Source organism: Rhodococcus sp. Leaf247 (assembly GCF_001426185.1).
GTDB lineage: Bacteria > Actinomycetota > Actinomycetes > Mycobacteriales > Mycobacteriaceae > Rhodococcoides.
On sequence record NZ_LMRP01000001.1, the window covers coordinates 226,608 to 243,149 of the forward strand.

A 16,542-nucleotide genomic window follows, 5' to 3' on the forward strand; every position below is an offset into this window, starting at 1 on the left:
CGCGTATGCCCGCCGGAGCGATACCTCGCGACGGCCTATCCGACCCTCACAGGAGGCTTCGTGCCCAGCCACGCCACTGCCCGCATCAGTAAAGTTCTCGTCGCGAACCGCGGTGAGATAGCGGTTCGCGTGATCCGAGCTGCGGCCGACGCCGGCTACACCTCCGTCGCCGTCTACGCAGAACCCGACGCCGACGCACCCTTCGTCCGCCTCGCCGACGAAGCCTTCGCCCTCGGTGGTCAGACCTCCGCCGAGTCCTACCTCGCGATCGACAAGATCATCGACGCCGCCGCCAAGTCCGGCGCCGACGCCATCCACCCCGGCTACGGCTTCCTCTCCGAGAACGCCGACTTCGCCCAGGCCGTCCTCGACGCCGGCCTGATCTGGATCGGACCGTCCCCGCAGTCCATCCGCGACCTCGGCGACAAGGTCACCGCCCGCCACATCGCTACCCGCGCGAAGGCCCCCTCCGTGCCCGGCACGTCCGAGCCCGTCAAGGACGCCGACGAGATCCTGGCCTTCGCCGACGAGCACGGCCTCCCCATCGCCATCAAGGCCGCCTTCGGCGGCGGCGGACGCGGCATGAAGGTCGCCCGCACCCGCGTGGAAATCCCCGAGCTCTTCGACTCCGCCACCCGCGAAGCCGTCTCCGCCTTCGGCCGCGGCGAATGCTTCGTCGAGCGCTACCTCGACAAGCCCCGCCACGTCGAAGCGCAGGTCATCGCCGACCAGCACGGCAACGTCGTCGTCGCCGGCACCCGCGACTGCTCCCTGCAGCGCCGCTTCCAGAAGCTCGTCGAGGAAGCCCCCGCACCGTTCCTCACCGACGACCAGCGCGCCGAGATCCACGCCTCCGCCAAGGCCATCTGCAAGGAAGCCGGCTACTACGGCGCCGGCACCGTCGAATACCTCGTCGGCCAGGACGGACTCGTCTCCTTCCTCGAAGTCAACACCCGCCTGCAGGTCGAACACCCCGTCACCGAGGAGACCTCCGGCATCGACCTCGTGCTGCAGCAGTTCCGCATCGCCAACGGCGACGAACTCTCCATCACCGAGGACCCGACACCGCGCGGACACTCCTTCGAGTTCCGCATCAACGGCGAAGACGCCGGCCGCGGCTTCCTCCCCGCCCCCGGACCGGTCACCACCTTCATCGCCCCCGAGGGCCCCGGCGTGCGCGTCGACTCCGGTGTCGAGTCCGGCTCCGTCATCGGCGGCCAGTTCGACTCCATGCTCGCCAAACTCATCGTCACCGGCGCCACCCGCGAGGAAGCCCTCGCCCGCTCCCGCCGCGCCCTCGCCGAATTCCGCGTCGAGGGACTCGCCACCGTCATCCCGTTCCACCGCGCCGTCGTCTCCGACCCCGCCTTCATCGGCGACGGTCAGTCCTTCGACGTCCACACCCGGTGGATCGAGACCGAGTGGGACAACACCGTCGAACCGTTCACCGCCGGCGCCCCCATCGAGGACGACGAGAACGGACCCCGACAGAACGTCGTCGTCGAGGTCGGTGGGCGCCGTGTCGAGGTGTCCCTGCCCGGCCAGTTCTCCCTCGGCGGGGGTGGTGGTGCCGGCAACGGTGGCGCCATCCGCCGCAAGCCCAAGCCGCGCACCCGCGGCGGCGCCGGCGGCGCTGCCGCGTCCGGTGACGCCGTCACCGCACCTATGCAGGGCACCGTCGTCAAGGTCGCCGTCACCGAAGGCCAGGAAGTCGTCGCCGGAGACCTCATCGCCGTCCTCGAAGCGATGAAGATGGAAAACCCCGTCACCGCCCACAAGGACGGCGTCGTCACCGGCCTGTCCGTCGAGCCCGGATCCGCCATCACCCAGGGAACGGTCCTCGCAGAACTGAAGTGATCCACCGAGACAGCCCGCCCCCGTTAGGCTCCACTCATGGCTGACGACAGTCCTGACGTGAGAATCGGGACCGCCGAACGGGAGCGGGCTTTTTCGTTGCTCAGCGAGCATTTCGCTGCGGGACGGTTGGGCACCTCGGAGTTCGACGAACGATCGGCTGCCGTATCGGCAGCAGTGACCCGCGGGGAACTCGTGCCGCTGTTCCGCGACCTTCCGGGTGGATCCGCGATGCTGCACTCCGACCAGCCGACGTCACCCGATTCGAGCCCGGCGATCGCGTCGTCGGGACACCTACCCGCGGTGAGCGGTGGACGGGACTATCGAGCCGTGGCGATGGGCATCATGCCGCTCGCGGCGCTCGTGCTTTTCTTCGTCACCGGGTCATGGCTGTGGTTCCTGGCCGTCCCTGCCGCCGGTGCGATCCTGTATGCGGGCCGCAAGGACGACTCGTGACGGCGATCCGAGCGGCACTCTTCGACGTCTTCGGAACGGTCGTCGACTGGCGCGGCGGCATCGCATCGTCCACCCGGACCTGGCTCGACGACCACGCGCCGGACCGAACCGACATCGATACCGGAGAGTTCGCGGCTAGGTGGCGAGCGAAGTATCAGCCGTCGATGCAGCCGATCAGGGAGGGTCGGCGCGAATTCACCGCACTCGACGTCCTGCATGGGGAAAGTCTGCTGGAACTTCTTGACGAGTACGCGTTGCCCACCGATGCCGCCGAGGAGCTCAACCGTGCGTGGCACAGGCTTCCACCATGGCCCGACTCGGTGGCCGGCATCTCGGCGATCCGCGAATCCGTCATCGTGGCACCGCTGTCGAACGGCAACATCTCGCTGCTGCTCGACATGGCGAAGAATGCCGGCCTGCCGTGGGACGCGATCCTCGGGGCCGAGGTGGTGCGGGCGTACAAGCCGACGCCCGAGTCCTACCTCCGCACGGCGGCGGTCCTCGACCTGGCACCGGACCAGTGTCTGATGGTCGCCACACACAACGACGACCTCGCCGCCGCGCGTGGGTGCGGACTGCGGACCGCCTTCGTCAGGCGACCTCGTGAACACGGCCCGGAACAGTCGTCGTCCGAGCCGACCGACGACTGGAACTACGTCGTCGACGATCTACTCGAACTCGGAGTCCTACTGCGTCAGTGAATGATCCGCTCGTACACGCCCACTTCGGAGCCCGTCTCCCACTCGCCGAGCCCCGCGAAGGTGGACAGCACGCGCTCGTGGTTCCAGTCCTCGTCGACGTGGATCTCGTGCGGGTTGCCCTCGATCTCGTGCTGGGGGTAATGGACGATCGGAATGGAAAGGTACACCGCGCGGCGCGCCGCAGCAGAACACTTCTCCCACAGCGCGAGTGCGTCCGCCTCGGTCATGTGCTCGGCGACGTCACCGATGATCACCACGTCCGCAGCCGGTAGGTCGACCTTGCGTGCATCACCGATGACGATCTCGTCGTAATAGTCGTGCAGTCGGTACGTGTCGACGTACGGCTGCCAGATCTCGACGCCCGTGATGTGCGAGACCGCGGGCCCGGCAAGCAGTTTGGCGTACGTTCCCACCCCCGGCCCGATGTCGAGCACGGTCACCGGGCTGTCGGCCCCCAGCGCGGTCACTCGGTCACGGATCCAGCTCTTACCCTCTGTCGAACTCATCGGCATGGGTTCGTGTGCCCACCCCGGGCATTTCGTAACCGTCGCTGCGGTGGTCGTGGTCGCGGCCGGTCGCCAGATCGCTGCAGTCGACGAGGACGACGTCGGGATTGTCGGCCAGGAATGCCCGCGCTCCCCGGTCTCCGTCCGCTGCACCGGCCGCCTGCGGCCACCAGTGCCGCGCGAGCACGACGGGATGTCCGGGCCGGCCGTCGAACGTCGCTCGCGCCAGACCCGTGGAAAGCGACGCCTCGACGACGCGTCCGACCACGTCGCCGCCGATGTCGGGAGTGTCCACCAGGTGCAGTACGGCCTTGTCGGCGTCGGTCGTGGCGCATGCCTGCAGGCCCACCCGGACCGAGCTGCCCATGCCGGTACGCCACTCGTCGTTCATCACGGCATGCGCGCCGGCAGGCATCTCGGGTGCCGCCGCACCCACGACGACCAGCACCTCGTCGCAGCCACCCTCCCGCAGTGCACGGACGGCGAGCCTGAGCCACAGCCCCTCGTGCGCCAGGATCTTCGGTTCGCCGTAGCGGGTGCCCGCACCCGCCGCGAGCACCACGCCGATCGAGGTCATACCTGCCACTATGGCACCCCGGACGGTGGAGTTTCTGCTCCTGTCGCACCGATTGTCGACGGGATCCCGCTGCTATCGCCGCCGAGAGGAGCAGAAACTCCACCCCGGACGCCATCTACTCCAGCCGCGCCTCGAGCTCGGCGATGCGGTCGACCAGCACCTTCTCCCGCGCCGCGGCGTCACGCTCGTAGAGCGCCCCCATCCTGCTCACGTAGTCCTGGTCGTAGCGCGGGATGATGCTGCGGGTGCAGTTCCAGTCGATCGCCTCGACGGAGATCACGACGCTGCGCTCGCACCGCGACTCGACGGTGCCGCCGGGCACCTGCCGGAGTCGCTCGAGCAACGCCGGGTCCGCGCTTCCCTCGACCACCGTCGCGCGGCCGTAGATCTTCACGCGCTGGCGGCGCGGGTAGTCCACGACGATCAGCGCCACACGATCGTTCGCGTCGAGATTGCCGGCCGTCACAAACTGGTTGTTCCCGGCGAAGTCGGCGAACGCGAGTGTGTGGTCGTCGAGCACCTGCAGGAACCCGGCCGGCCCGCTGCGGTACTGGACGTAGGGCCATCCGGTCTCGGTGACCGTCGACAAATAGAACTGATCCGCCGCGCGGATGATCACCGTCTCGCGGCCGTCGAGTTCGTCGGGTCCGTCGTCGCCGCGTTCCGTCTGCGCACCGTAGGCCGTGTAACTGCCCTTCTCACGCTGCCGTGCGAGCGTCGAGGGTCCGAACACCAGGTGGTGATAGTGGTTGCTCATCACCCCTCACTCTTCACCACCTGTTGGCGGATCACCCAACGACCAGCGCGAACCGGTGACCCGACTTTGTGCGGTCTCGACTGGCGGGGTGGCCCGGCATGGCGGATTCTGATCGCACCGCACTCCGGTCACTCGCCGCCCTGCACCGTCGCAGGGCACCGCCACAGGCCCCTACGGCCCTCGCCTGGAACCAGGTCCCACTCATGACTGTTCGCTCCGCCGTCACACGGCGCCACCCCGTCGACGAGGTTCTCCCCGCCCACAAGCTGGCGGCCTACGGGTTCCAACACGTCGTCGCGTTCTACGCCGGGGCGGTGCTGGTCCCGATCATCATCGGTGGTGCCATCGGGCTCACCAACGAGCAGTTGATCCACCTGATCAACGCCGACCTGTTCACGTGTGGCATCGCGTCGATCATCCAGGCTGTCGGCTTCCGGAAGATCGGTGTGAAACTGCCGCTTCTGCAGGGCGTCACGTTCGCCGGCGTCAGCCCCGTCATCGCGATCGCGATGGCGAACGGCGGCGGAACCGAGGGCCTGCTGTACGTGTACGGCGCCGTCATCGTGGCGGGCCTGTTCACGTTCCTCATCGCTCCGTGGTTCAGCAGGCTGCTGAGGTTCTTCCCGCCGGTGGTGACCGGCACGGTCATCGCCATCATCGGTATCGCGCTGCTGCCGGTGGCCGTGAACGATGCCGTCACCAATCCTGCGACGCACGAACAGGATCCGACCAACGGTCGGTGGATGGCCTACGCGATCGGCACGCTGGTGATCATCGTGCTGATCCAGCGGTTCTTCCGCGGCTTCACCGCCACCATCGCCGTGCTGCTGGGACTCGTCATCGGCAGCGCCACTGCGTACGTGTTAGGCGACATGACGTTCGACGGTGTGTCCGAGGCGTCGTGGGTCGGGTTCACGCAGCCGTTCCTGTTCGGCGCGCCCAAGTTCAGCGTCATCGCCATCATCTCGATGATAGTGGTGCTCATGATCACGGCGGTCGAGTCGACGGGTAGCGTCTTCGCGACGGGTGAGATCGTCGGCAAGCGGATCACGAAGGACGACATCGCCGCCACCCTGCGCGCCGACGGCGTGGCCACGGTCATCGGTGGTTCCTTCAACTCGTTCCCGTACACAGCCTTCTCGGAGAACGTGGGCCTGGTGCGCCTGACGCGCGTGCGCAGTCGCTGGGTGGTCGCCGCCGCCGGTGCCATCATGATCGTCCTGGGCCTGCTGCCGAAGACGGCGGCGGTGGTCGCGTCCATTCCGTCGCCCGTCCTGGGCGGCGCCGCGCTCGCGCTCTTCGCCACCGTGGCGGTCGTGGGCATCCAGACCCTGTCGAAGGTGGACTTCACCGATCACCGCAACCTCATCATCGTCGCGACCAGTCTCGGTCTCGCCCTGCTGGTCACGATCCAGCCGACCGTCTCGGAGGGTGTCCCGAGCTGGCTCGAGCTGCTGTTCTCGAGCGGCATCGTGCTCGGTGCGTTCACCGCGATCGTGCTCAACATCCTGTTCTTCCACGTGGGTGGCTCGCGCGGTGCGACGGTGGCGGGTTCCCCCGGCGACTCGATCACTCTCGACGCCGTCAACGAGATGAGCCTCGACGCGTTCTCGGAGACCTTCGGCGACGTCGTGCAGGGATCCGACTGGGTGGTGCGTCGCGCATACGAGCAGCGGCCCTTTGCCGATGCCCATGCACTACGGGAAGCGTTCCAGGATTCCCTGCTCGCGGGAACCACGGAAGAGCAGGTCGAGCTGATCAGCGCCTTCCCCGATCTGGGTAGCGAGGACGACACGGGTGAGGCGTTCGCCAAGGACCACGTCTCGCTCGCGCACCTCGGCGACGAGGAGCATCGCTCGGTTGTCGACCTTGCTACCGCCTACCGCGATCACTTCGGCTTCCCCCTCGTCATCTGTGCCGCCGAGACCGAGCACTACGACAGGGTGCTCGCCAACGGGTGGTCACGGATGGAGAACTCGCCCGGCGCGGAGCGGTCGTTCGCGATGATCGAGGTCGCGAAGATCGCGAATCACCGGTTCGACGACCTGGTCGCCGATGCGAACCCGATCGCCGCGGCGCGCTTCGGCAGACTGAACGACCTGTCCTGATCCGCACCACAGAAGGGAACGCCCGTGTTCCTGCACGAAGCACTCGGACTCGACGGATTCAATCGGCTGTCCGATCGCGCCGCGATGCACGCCTTGTTCGAGTGCTGCTCGTCATCCATCTGGGCGCGCCGGGTGGCCGCCGGCCGCCCCTTCGACAGCGCCGAGGCCCTCCTGGAACGCGCCGACAGCGAGTTGGAGGAACTGTCCGAGACGGAGATCGACCGCGCACTCGACGGTCATCCGCGCATCGGTGCCTCGGTGACCGCCGGCTCGTCGTCGCAGCGAGAGCAAGCGGCTGTGAGCGAGGCGGACCAAGGCGTCAAGGACGCGCTCGCGGCAGGTAACCGGACCTACGAGGAGAAGTTCGGCCACGTGTACCTGGTGTGTGCGACCGGCCGACCGGCGACGGAGCTTCTCGCTATCCTCACCGAGAGGCTCGACAACGATCCGGAGGCGGAGAGGCGCGTGATGAGAACAGAACTGGCGAAGATCAATCGAATCAGGTTGACCCGCATGCTGACCGAGCGGACCGAACAATGAGTGTCAGCACCCACGTCCTCGACGCGGTGCACGGAACCCCGGCGACGGGGGTAGGTCTGGCGGTGGTCGACGAGCACGGCGACGTGGTCACCACGGGGATCACCGACGAGGAGGGGCGCGCGAAGGAACTGCTGCCCGACGACGCCCTTGCCGGTGTCTACACGCTGGTGTTCGACACCGCCGCGTACTTCGAACAGTCCGGGACGCAGACCTTCTACCCCGAGGTGTCCATCACCTTCACCGTCCGCGACGTCGATGCGCACCACCATGTTCCGCTGTTGCTGTCTCCGTTCGCGTACTCCACCTATCGAGGAAGCTGACGCCATGACCGACCTGACCGGAAACATCGTCCTGGGAGCAAACCAGTACGGCAAGGCCGAGAACCGGGTGGTGCGCATCTATCGCGACACCGCCCGCCACGAGATCCGGGACATCTCCGTGTCGTCGGCACTGCGGGGTGATTTCTCCGCCGCCCATCTGGTCGGTGATCAGGGCGCCGTCCTGCCGACGGACACGCAGAAGCAGACCGCCTACTCGTACGCGAAGGAGAAGGGCCTGCTGCATCTCGAGTCGTACGGCCTCGATCTGGCACGGCATTTCGTCGACGATGTCGAGCCGGTGACGGGGGCGCGGATCGAGTTGGAGGAGTACGCGTGGGAGCGCGTCACCGTCGACGGCCGTCCGCACGATCACACGTGGGTACGCAAGGGTCAGGAGACGCGGGTCGCCTCGGTCACCGTGGCGGGCAGCGGAGCGGAGCAGAAGACCTGGGTCACTGCGGGTTTCAAGGATCTCGTTATTCTGAAGTCGACGGGATCCGAGTTCGCAGGGTTCCTCGAGGACTCCTACACCGTGCTCGCGCCGACCCACGACCGCGTCATGGCCACCTCGCTCGAGGCCCGGTGGCGCTACACCACCACCGACGTGGCGTGGGACGAGGTGTACGCCGGCGTCAAGGCGGTGATGATCGAGCAGTTCGCGACACTGCAGTCGCTCGCGTTGCAGCAGACACTCTTCGCGATGGGACGCGCTGCACTGGAGGCATTCCCGTTCATCGCAGAGCTCCGGATGAGTGCACCGAACAAGCACCACTTCCTGTACGACCTCGACCGCTTCGGCGTCGAGAACAACGGCGAGGTGTTCCACGCCGACGACCGCCCTTACGGACTCATCCAGGCGACCGTCGAACGGGACGACGCCCCCGACGCTGGATCCGCCTGGCGGGGTTACAGCGTCGTCGGCTGAGGCCCCAGCACGGCCAACGCGACGAAGACGTCGGTGCGGTCCTCCGTCGTCCCCAGATCTCGGTCCGTCAGCGCCTCCACCCGACCGATGCGGTACCGCACCGTGTTGACGTGCACGTGCAGCGCGTCGGCCGTCCGACTCCATGAACCGTCGTGGTCGAGGTATGCCCGAAGCGTGTCCAGAAGGCCTGCGTCCGTGCGGGTGTCGTGCTCGATCACCGCGCCGAGCACCCGCCGGGCATAGGCGGCGCGCAGTCCGTCCGGGACCACCGAGAGCAGAACGGCGGCCGATCCGGTGTCCGCGCTGGTCCGCACCGCGATGCGGTCGGCCGACGCCGCGGCGACCTCGCGTGCGTGTTGCGCCGACTGCACGCACCCGACGAGGGCAGCGGCCTCGCACGCCGTACCCACGCCCACGGCGATGCGCCCGGTCACAACGTCTCCCAGTCGTCCCAACGCTCGGGTCAGATCGTCGGCCACGCGGGTGGTCGTGCCCCCCGGCGGCAATCCGATGACGCCGATCACGAGGTCCTCGTCGGTGACACCAACGCTCACCGCGCCGCCGACCGACGTCCGCACCGCATCGGTGAGCACCGCGGCCAGTACCTCGATCGGCAGATCCGACGTCGCGGCCAAGGCCACGACATCGCCTGTCAGGTCGACCCCGATCTGTCGAACACGGTCCAGCGCGTGCTCCCCCGCCCCGGTGACGAGAAGCTCCGCCGCCTGGTCGGCCATGGTGCGCAGAACCCGGGCGCCGTCGTCGTGCCGCACCCGATCGAGGGCCGCGATACTGGCCAGCTGAACGAGCGTGTCGAGAACCTGCGGGTCCATCCGCTCGTGGTCACCGTCCACGACGAGGTACCAGGAGGTCGCGCGGTGACCGAAACTCGACCCGACGGGCAGCACGGATCGCACCGTGTCCCCCGCTACCACTCTGCACGGAACACCCTGCGCCGCAGTGCGAACGAGAGCATCCACCGCCTCTGTGGTCAACGGCTCGGCGGACACCACGGACCGTCCCACCGCCGTGATGATCCGGCACGTCACCCCGGTGTCCCGCGCTGTCTCCTGTGTGAGGTCGGCGAGCGCGCGGCCGTCGGCGACCGCGGTGAGCAACCGGTGCTGGCGGGCCAGACTCGCGGACAGGCGCGCCACCCGGTCACCGGTCACGCGGCTGGTGACGGCCTCGATGACGTCCGCGAACGCGACCGACGACGGCACCGCCAGCAGCGGGAGCGAGTACTTCTCGCAGGCTCGGACCACATCGTCGGGGACGCAGCCGAACACCTCGTCACCCGCCGCGAGCGCCACCGCGCCGGCCGCGACGACGGACGCCACGAAAGCATCACTGTCCTCCGGCGCTCGGCGCCACACCATGCCGGTGACGACCAGCTCGCCACCCACGATGTAGCGGGACGGGTCCGGGAGGTCGGTCGCGAAGGCCCACCGCACGGCCCGAGCGAATTGATCGTCGGTACCGACGACGCGCCGCAGCGCGAGCTCTCGTACGTCGAGCACGTCCTGGATCAACACACCCGTTCACCTGTCCACATCGCCGTTGGAGGATCCGACAATAAGCGGCGATCGTTTCGGCCACGTTTCGTCGGCGCGCGTCCTGCGCAGGCGGCCGACACGGTGTTGACTCGGTGTCACAGCGAGGACAGGAGTACCGACGTGCCGGAGCGCATTCTCATCACGGGCGCCCACGTGATCACCGTGGACCCTGCTCGGTCCGAGTGGCCGACGGGATGGCTCCTGGTCGAGGACGGACTGATCGCCGCTCTGGGCCCCGGTGACCCACCTGCGCTCGACGGTATTTCGCGTGACGACGCCGTCGTGGTGGACGGCCGCGGCTGCGTCCTGACTCCCGGTCTGGTGAACACGCACCACCATCTCTATCAATGGATCACTCGCGGTCTGGCGGCCGACTCGACGCTCTTCGAGTGGTTGACGACGCTGTATCCGGTGTGGGCCGGCATCGACGCCGACTCGGTCCGGGTCGCCGCGACGGGTGGACTGGCCCGACTGGCCGCCACCGGATGCACCACCACCACCGACCACCTCTACGTCTTCCCCCACGACGGCGGCGACGTGTTGGGCGCCGAGATCGACGCCGCGCGGACGGTCGGTCTGCGGTTCCACCCGACGCGCGGATCGATGGATCTGGGACACAGTCAGGGTGGCCTGCCACCGGACAACGTCGTGGAGTCGCTCGATGCGATCCTGGCCGCGAGCACCGCCGCGGTCGAGCGCTGGCACGACCCGTCCTTCGGATCGATGCTGCAGATCGCCCTCGCGCCGTGCTCACCGTTCTCCGTCACGGCCGATCTCCTTCGCGAGTCGGCGACGCTGGCGCGCGAGCTCGGCGTCCGGTTGCACACACACCTCGCCGAGACGCTGGACGAGGAGGAGTTCTGCCGCAGCAACTTCGGTATGACGCCCGTGCAGTACATGGAATCCGTGGGGTGGGTCGGGCCCGACGTCTGGTACGCGCACGCCGTGCACCTCGATGACGCCGCGATCGCGACCATGGCGGCCACCGGAACCGGGGCGGCCCACTGCCCCACGTCCAACGCGCGGCTGGGCGCCGGCATCGCCCGAGCACGCGATCTGATCGACGCTCGGGTTCCCCTGGGGCTCGGCGTCGACGGTGCCGCCAGCAACGAGTCGTGCAGCATGCTCGAAGAGGCGCACCACGCTGCACTGTTCGCGCGGGCGCGGGGTGGCCCGCGGGCGATGACGGTGCGCGAAAGTCTGGACCTCGCCACCATCGGCGGTGCGCGAGTCCTCGGCCGTGAGAACGAGATCGGGTCGCTCGAGGTGGGCAAGGTGGCCGACCTCGCCCTGTGGCGGATCGACGGGATCGCTCATGCGGGCATCGCGGATCCGGCGGCCGCGCTGGTGCTCGGCGACCGTCCACCTCTCGAGCGACTGTTCGTCCACGGCCGCACGGTGGTCGAGAAGGGCGTCGTCGTCACGGTGGACGAAGACGCGGTGGCCGGCCAGGTCGCCGCCGCGCATACGGCGCTGGTGGCCAAGGCAGGGCGGTGAAGCCATGGATCTGAACACGGTCCGGGACGTCGTTCGAGCCAGGTCCCGCGACGACCTGACGGCGATCGACGACCGGACGTCGATCGTCGCGGGTGGGACCTGGGTGTTCTCCGAACCTCAGGTGGGTGTCCGACGTCTGGTCGATCTGTCCGACCTCGGCTGGCCGTCGATCGTCGTCCACGACGCTCACCTGGAGATCGGCGCGACCTGCACGGTCGACGAGCTCCGCCGCGCGACGTGGCCGGACCGATGGCCGCACCTGGGGGCCTTAGTCGGGCTCTGCGCCGATGCACTCCTCGCATCCTGGAAGGTTCAGCAGTTCGCCACGGTCGGCGGGAACATCGCGTTGGGTCTTCCGGCCGGCGCGATGACCTCGCTCGTCGCCGCTCTGGACGGTATCGCGGTCGTCTGGACTCCGGACGGGGGCGAGCGCCGAATCCCCGTGGCGAACTTGGTCGTCGGTGCCCAGCGCACGTCGCTGGCGACAGGCGAGGTCATCCGCAGCGTCGACATCGACGACAGTGTTCTGCGATCCCGGACCGCTTGCCGCAGAATCTCTCTCGCCCCGCGTGGGCGGTCCGGCGCCGTCGTGATCGGCCGCCTCGACGCGGACGGATCCGTCGTCCTGACCATCACCGCGGCCACCGACCGTCCGATCCAGCTACGGGCATCGACACTCCCCGTCGACGCCGCGGCCTGGGTCCGGGACACCGTGCCCGCCGATGCCTGGTACGACGACGTCCATGGCGCGCCCGACTGGCGTCGACACGTCAGTGGTGTTCTCGCACAGCAGATCTGTGAGGAGTTGTCATGAAGGTGACCGTCAACGGCGAGGCCGTCGAGATGTCTCCGCGGCCGGGTCAGTGCCTCCGGACCGCGCTGCGCGACATCGAGCGGTTCGACGTCAAGAAGGGGTGCGACGCGGGTGACTGCGGGGCTTGCTCGGTACTGCTCGACGGGCGTGCAGTCCATTCGTGCATCGTCCCCGCCTACCGTGCCGAGGGCCACGAGGTCACCACGGTGGCCGGGCTGGGCACACCGGACGACATGCATCCGATGCAGCAGCGCTTCGTCGACGCGGCCGGCTTCCAGTGCGGCTTCTGCACGGCCGGCATGGTCGTCACGGCGTCCGCTCTCGACGATTCACAGACCCGCGACCTCGACACGTCCCTGAAGGGCAACCTGTGTCGCTGCACCGGGTATCGGGCGATTGCCGACGCGGTGACGGGTGTGCGCACCATCGACAAGTCGACCGAGGGCCCGGCGTGCGGGCGGTCCGTCGCCGCCCCGGCGAGTGCCCGCATCGTCACCGGAACCGAGCCCTACACGCTCGACGTGGCGATGCCGGGAATCCTGCACCTGTCCGTTCTCGGGAGCCCCCACGCCAGTGCGCGCATCGTCTCCATCGACACGTCGGAGGCGCTCGCCGTGGACGGTGTGGTGGCCGTCCTCACCCACGAGGATGCTCCCGACGTCGCGTTCTCCACCGCCCGCCACGAGTCCCGGGAGGACGATCCCGACGACACCAGGGTTCTCGACTCGGTCGTGCGCTACGTCGGCCAGCGTGTGGCGGCGGTGATCGCGGAGTCCGTCGACGCGGCCGAGGAAGGACGACGCCGACTCCGCGTCGTCTACGACGTCCTACCCGCCGTCTTCCATCCGAGGGACGCCCTCGCGCCCGGTGCCCCGACGGTGCACGCGGGTGCGTCGCCCGACGCCCGGATCGCCGACCCCGACCGCAACATCGTGGCCGAGGTACACGGCACCACCGGCAACGTCGACGCCGCGATACGTGCCGCCGACGCCGTGGTCAGCGGAACTTGGCACACGGCACGCGTCCAGCACACGCACCTCGAGACACACGCGTCGATGGCGTGGTTCGCCGACGACGGACGGCTGACCGTGCGCACCAGCTCGCAGGTCCCGTTCCTGGTCCGGGACGAGTTGTGCCACGTCTTCGGCCTCGACCCCGCGTCGGTCCGGGTGTTCGCCACCCGCGTCGGCGGAGGTTTCGGCGCCAAACAGGAAATGCTGACCGAGGATCTGGTCGTACTGGCCGCACTCACCGTGCGGCGGCCGGTACAACTGGAATTCAGTAGGGCCGATCAGTTCACCGTCGCGCCGTGTCGGCATCCCATGGAGGTGTCGGTGACGGCCGCTGCCACTGCGGACGGCACGCTGACCGCCCTGACGCTCGACGTTCTCAGCGATGCGGGCGCCTACGGCAACCACAGTCCCGGCGTCATGCATCACTCGACCGACTCGGTCGCGCTGTACCGATGCGACGCCAAGCGCGTCGACGCGAAGGCGGTGTACACCAACAACATTCCCTCCGGTGCGTTCCGTGGCTACGGGGTGGGGCAGACCGGATTCGCCGTCGAATCAGCGCTCGACGCCCTCGCCCGGAAGCTGCATATCGACCCCCTGGAATTCCGGCGTCGTAACGTCGTGGTCCCCGGCGATCCGTTCGTCGCTGCACACCCCCTCGACGGCGACCTGCTGTTCGGCAGCTACGGACTCGACCAGTGCCTCGATCTGGTCGATCGGGCCTTCGCGGACGACCCCGGCCCCGAACCACCCCCCGGGTGGTCCGTGGGGGTCGGATTCGCGATCGGGATGAACGCCACTGTTCCACCGAGAGGTCATGTGTCCGACGCATCCGTCACGGCTCTGCCGGGTGCGCGCTACCTCGTGCGGGTCGGCACCGCGGAGTTCGGCAACGGCACCACGACGGTCCACGGCCAGATCGCGGCGTCGATCCTGAACACGACGGTGGATCGCATCGAGATCGCGCAGTCCGACACCGACGTCACCTCGCACGACACAGGCGCGTTCGGATCGGCCGGCACCGTTGTAGCGGGCAAAGCTGTCGCACTGGCGGCAGAAGCGTTGCGCACGATGGTGATCGACGCGGCGGCAGCCCGATCGGGTGCTCTGCCCGGAGAGGCCGTGCTCGGCCCGGAGGGCGTCACCGTGTCGGGAACCCTCGTCTCACTTGACGACATCGTCTCCGCTCACGACGGGCCGTTGATCGCCGAGGGGTATCACGGGGGGTCGCCACGCTCGGTGGTGTTCAACGTGCACGGCTTCCGCGTCGCGGTGGACCCCGAGTCGGGTCGAGTGGAGATCCTGACGTCGGTGCAGGCAGTGGACGCGGGCACGGTCATGAACCCTGTCCAATGCCGCGGGCAGGTGGAAGGTGGTGTCGCACAGGCACTCGGCGCCGCGCTGTACGAGGAGATGCGTATCGACGACGCGGGCCGGGTCACCACTGCATCGCTGCGGAACTATCACATCCCGCAGATCGCGGACGTTCCCGCGACCCGCGTCCTGTTCGCCGACACGTACGACGCACTCGGACCGCTGGGCGCGAAGTCGATGAGCGAATCTCCCTACAACCCCGTCGCCCCCGCCCTGGCCAACGCCATCGCCGACGCGACGGGCGTGCGGATGCACGAGCTCCCGATGTCGGCGGACCGGGTCTGGCGAGCGTTGCGCTCTCAAGAGTCGTAGAAGGTCTGCAGGATGATGGTGCTGCGCGTCTGCACATTGGCAGTCGTGCGGATCTGCTGCAGCAGGCGTTCGAGGTCCCGCGGTGACGCCACCCGCACCAGGAGGACGTAGCTGTCCTCACCGGCGACGGAGTGACACGCCTCCACCTCGGGCAGATGTCGCAGACGTGCAGGAGCGTCGTCGGGTGCCGTCGGATCGAGCGGTGTGATCGCCACGAACGCCGAGAGCAGCTGCCCGATCGCCTCGCGATCGACTCGCGCGGTGTAGCCCAGGATGACGTTCGACGTTTCCAGGCGCCGCACCCGGCTCTGGACGGCGGATACCGACAGCCCGGCCTTCTCGGCGAGTTGAGCGAGGGTGGCGCGGCCGTCGGCGATCAGTTCGTCCACCAGCACGCGGTCGACGGGGTCGAGGTCGTCCGGCGCGGCCGCCGCCTTCGCGGCCTTTCCCCGGACACCCGTCATGCGTGACAGCCTGCCATGCGCGGTCAGGCGAACAGGGGCGGCATCGCGAACACCATGACCGTCGACCACGCCACGTGCGTGAGGATCGGGGCGAGGATGCCACCGGATGCACGGCGTTCGAGTCCCAGCACGAATCCCAGGGTGATCGCGGCGAAGCCCAGCATCGGATTGCCGGTGGCCAGCGTGGCGATCGTGTAGACGATCGTCGAGATGACGACGGGCCGCTTGACGCCGATGGCCGAGAACAGCGCGCCGCGGAAGAAGATCTCTTCGGCGAGGCCGTTGAACAGTGTGATGAAGACGATCAGCGCCAGCGATCCGACGCGGGCGTGATCGAGGACGTTGGCCGTGAAGTCCCGCAGCGGGGGAATCTCTCGGACCACCAGGGCGCCCAGGATGAACACTCCGCCCGCCGCGAGTCCGATCGCGATGGGGGTGATGATCGGCCGTCGGAGCGTGCCGCGGAAGTTGATCCTGCCCAGGTGCAGCGGTCCCGAGAGGAAACCCCCGACGATCCACACGAACGCCAGCGCGATCGTGAGTGTGTAGAACATGGGGTCGCCGGGCTCGGTCGACAGCGACACCCCGAGAAGGGTGGCACCGATGACCAGGACCACCGCGACGATGATCCGACGACGCAGGAACGCTCGATCGGTTTCGTGGTGATCACGATCGACCTTGTCCACCAAGGCGTTGCGCACGATGGACTCGGCCCTCACCTGCCAGGACACCATGGACCATTCCTCCGGTTCGTTGCGTCGTCGGGCT

The 16,542-nt window shown here is 68.3% G+C and carries 16 protein-coding genes; 10 read left to right on the top strand and 6 right to left on the bottom strand.

Annotated elements, in window-relative coordinates:
* The first annotated feature begins 60 nt into the window (after positions 1–60).
* The 3 genes from ASG64_RS01030 to ASG64_RS01040 are packed head-to-tail and all read left to right on the top strand — an operon-like array spanning position 61 to position 3,011.
* Entirely contained in the window at positions 61–1,857 is a 1,797-nt protein-coding gene (locus ASG64_RS01030) for an acetyl/propionyl/methylcrotonyl-CoA carboxylase subunit alpha (protein WP_056069230.1), read from the top strand.
* A 36-nt stretch (positions 1,858–1,893) separates the two neighbouring features.
* Positions 1,894–2,310, top strand: a complete 417-nt coding sequence (locus ASG64_RS01035) for a DUF1707 SHOCT-like domain-containing protein (RefSeq protein WP_056069233.1) — start codon at positions 1,894–1,896, stop codon at positions 2,308–2,310.
* Positions 2,307–3,011 (top strand): haloacid dehalogenase type II, encoded by a 705-nt coding sequence (locus ASG64_RS01040; protein WP_056069235.1) that lies wholly within the window; start codon positions 2,307–2,309, stop codon positions 3,009–3,011. The genes ASG64_RS01035 and ASG64_RS01040 overlap by 4 nt, the downstream gene beginning before the upstream one ends.
* On the opposite strand, the gene ASG64_RS01045 is transcribed toward ASG64_RS01040, so the two are convergent.
* From ASG64_RS01045 to ASG64_RS01055, 3 genes are all read right to left on the bottom strand, one after another.
* Positions 3,005–3,517 (bottom strand): class I SAM-dependent methyltransferase, encoded by a 513-nt coding sequence (locus ASG64_RS01045; RefSeq protein ID WP_162245352.1) that lies wholly within the window; start codon positions 3,515–3,517, stop codon positions 3,005–3,007. The genes ASG64_RS01040 and ASG64_RS01045 overlap by 7 nt on opposite strands.
* The gene (locus tag ASG64_RS01050; protein WP_056069242.1) at positions 3,498–4,094 is read right to left on the bottom strand and encodes a nucleotidyltransferase family protein; all 597 of its coding nucleotides are present in this window, start codon (positions 4,092–4,094) and stop codon (positions 3,498–3,500) included. Before ASG64_RS01050 ends, ASG64_RS01045 begins: the two co-directional genes overlap by 20 nt.
* 115 nt (positions 4,095–4,209) lie before the next feature.
* The gene (locus tag ASG64_RS01055; RefSeq protein ID WP_056069244.1) at positions 4,210–4,854 is read right to left on the bottom strand and encodes a pyridoxamine 5'-phosphate oxidase family protein; all 645 of its coding nucleotides are present in this window, start codon (positions 4,852–4,854) and stop codon (positions 4,210–4,212) included.
* 200 nt (positions 4,855–5,054) lie between these two features.
* Between ASG64_RS01055 and ASG64_RS01060 the strand changes: the two genes are divergently transcribed.
* From ASG64_RS01060 to pucL, 4 genes are read left to right on the top strand one after another with little or no spacing between them, the layout of a single operon-like run.
* Positions 5,055–6,959: a solute carrier family 23 protein gene (locus ASG64_RS01060; RefSeq protein WP_056069247.1), complete on the top strand. Its 1,905-nt coding sequence runs from the start codon at positions 5,055–5,057 to the stop codon at positions 6,957–6,959.
* Positions 6,960–6,989: 30 nt separating this feature from the next.
* Entirely contained in the window at positions 6,990–7,499 is a 510-nt protein-coding gene (gene uraD / locus ASG64_RS01065) for a 2-oxo-4-hydroxy-4-carboxy-5-ureidoimidazoline decarboxylase (protein WP_082518275.1), read from the top strand.
* Entirely contained in the window at positions 7,496–7,819 is a 324-nt protein-coding gene (uraH, locus tag ASG64_RS01070; RefSeq protein WP_042573184.1) for a hydroxyisourate hydrolase, read from the top strand. Before uraD ends, uraH begins: the two co-directional genes overlap by 4 nt.
* 4 nt (positions 7,820–7,823) lie before the next feature.
* Complete coding sequence (gene pucL / locus ASG64_RS01075) at positions 7,824–8,744, top strand: factor-independent urate hydroxylase (RefSeq protein WP_056069250.1); 921 nt, start codon at positions 7,824–7,826, stop codon at positions 8,742–8,744.
* Here pucL and ASG64_RS01080 read toward each other — a convergent pair.
* On the bottom strand, positions 8,726–10,279 hold the full coding sequence (locus ASG64_RS01080) for a PucR family transcriptional regulator (RefSeq protein ID WP_056069255.1): 1,554 nt from the start codon (positions 10,277–10,279) through the stop codon (positions 8,726–8,728). The two genes, pucL and ASG64_RS01080, sit on opposite strands and share 19 nt — an antisense overlap.
* 141 nt (positions 10,280–10,420) lie before the next feature.
* On the opposite strand from ASG64_RS01080, the gene ASG64_RS01085 reads away from it, so the two are divergent.
* From ASG64_RS01085 to ASG64_RS01095, 3 genes are read left to right on the top strand one after another with little or no spacing between them, the layout of a single operon-like run.
* Positions 10,421–11,797, top strand: coding sequence for an 8-oxoguanine deaminase (locus ASG64_RS01085; protein ID WP_056072410.1), 1,377 nt, complete (start codon positions 10,421–10,423; stop codon positions 11,795–11,797).
* Positions 11,798–11,801: 4 nt separating this feature from the next.
* The gene (locus ASG64_RS01090; RefSeq protein WP_056069258.1) at positions 11,802–12,611 is read left to right on the top strand and encodes an FAD binding domain-containing protein; all 810 of its coding nucleotides are present in this window, start codon (positions 11,802–11,804) and stop codon (positions 12,609–12,611) included.
* Positions 12,608–15,310 carry a molybdopterin-dependent oxidoreductase gene (locus ASG64_RS01095; protein WP_056069261.1) on the top strand — a complete coding sequence of 901 codons (2,703 nt, stop codon included), beginning with the start codon at positions 12,608–12,610 and terminating at the stop codon, positions 15,308–15,310. Before ASG64_RS01090 ends, ASG64_RS01095 begins: the two co-directional genes overlap by 4 nt.
* On the opposite strand, the gene ASG64_RS01100 is transcribed toward ASG64_RS01095, so the two are convergent.
* Positions 15,298–15,774 (bottom strand): Lrp/AsnC family transcriptional regulator, encoded by a 477-nt coding sequence (locus tag ASG64_RS01100; protein WP_056069264.1) that lies wholly within the window; start codon positions 15,772–15,774, stop codon positions 15,298–15,300. The genes ASG64_RS01095 and ASG64_RS01100 overlap by 13 nt on opposite strands.
* A 23-nt stretch (positions 15,775–15,797) precedes the next feature.
* Positions 15,798–16,508 carry a CPBP family intramembrane glutamic endopeptidase gene (locus ASG64_RS01105; RefSeq protein WP_056069267.1) on the bottom strand — a complete coding sequence of 237 codons (711 nt, stop codon included), beginning with the start codon at positions 16,506–16,508 and terminating at the stop codon, positions 15,798–15,800.
* Between the last annotated feature and the right edge of the window lie 34 nt (positions 16,509–16,542).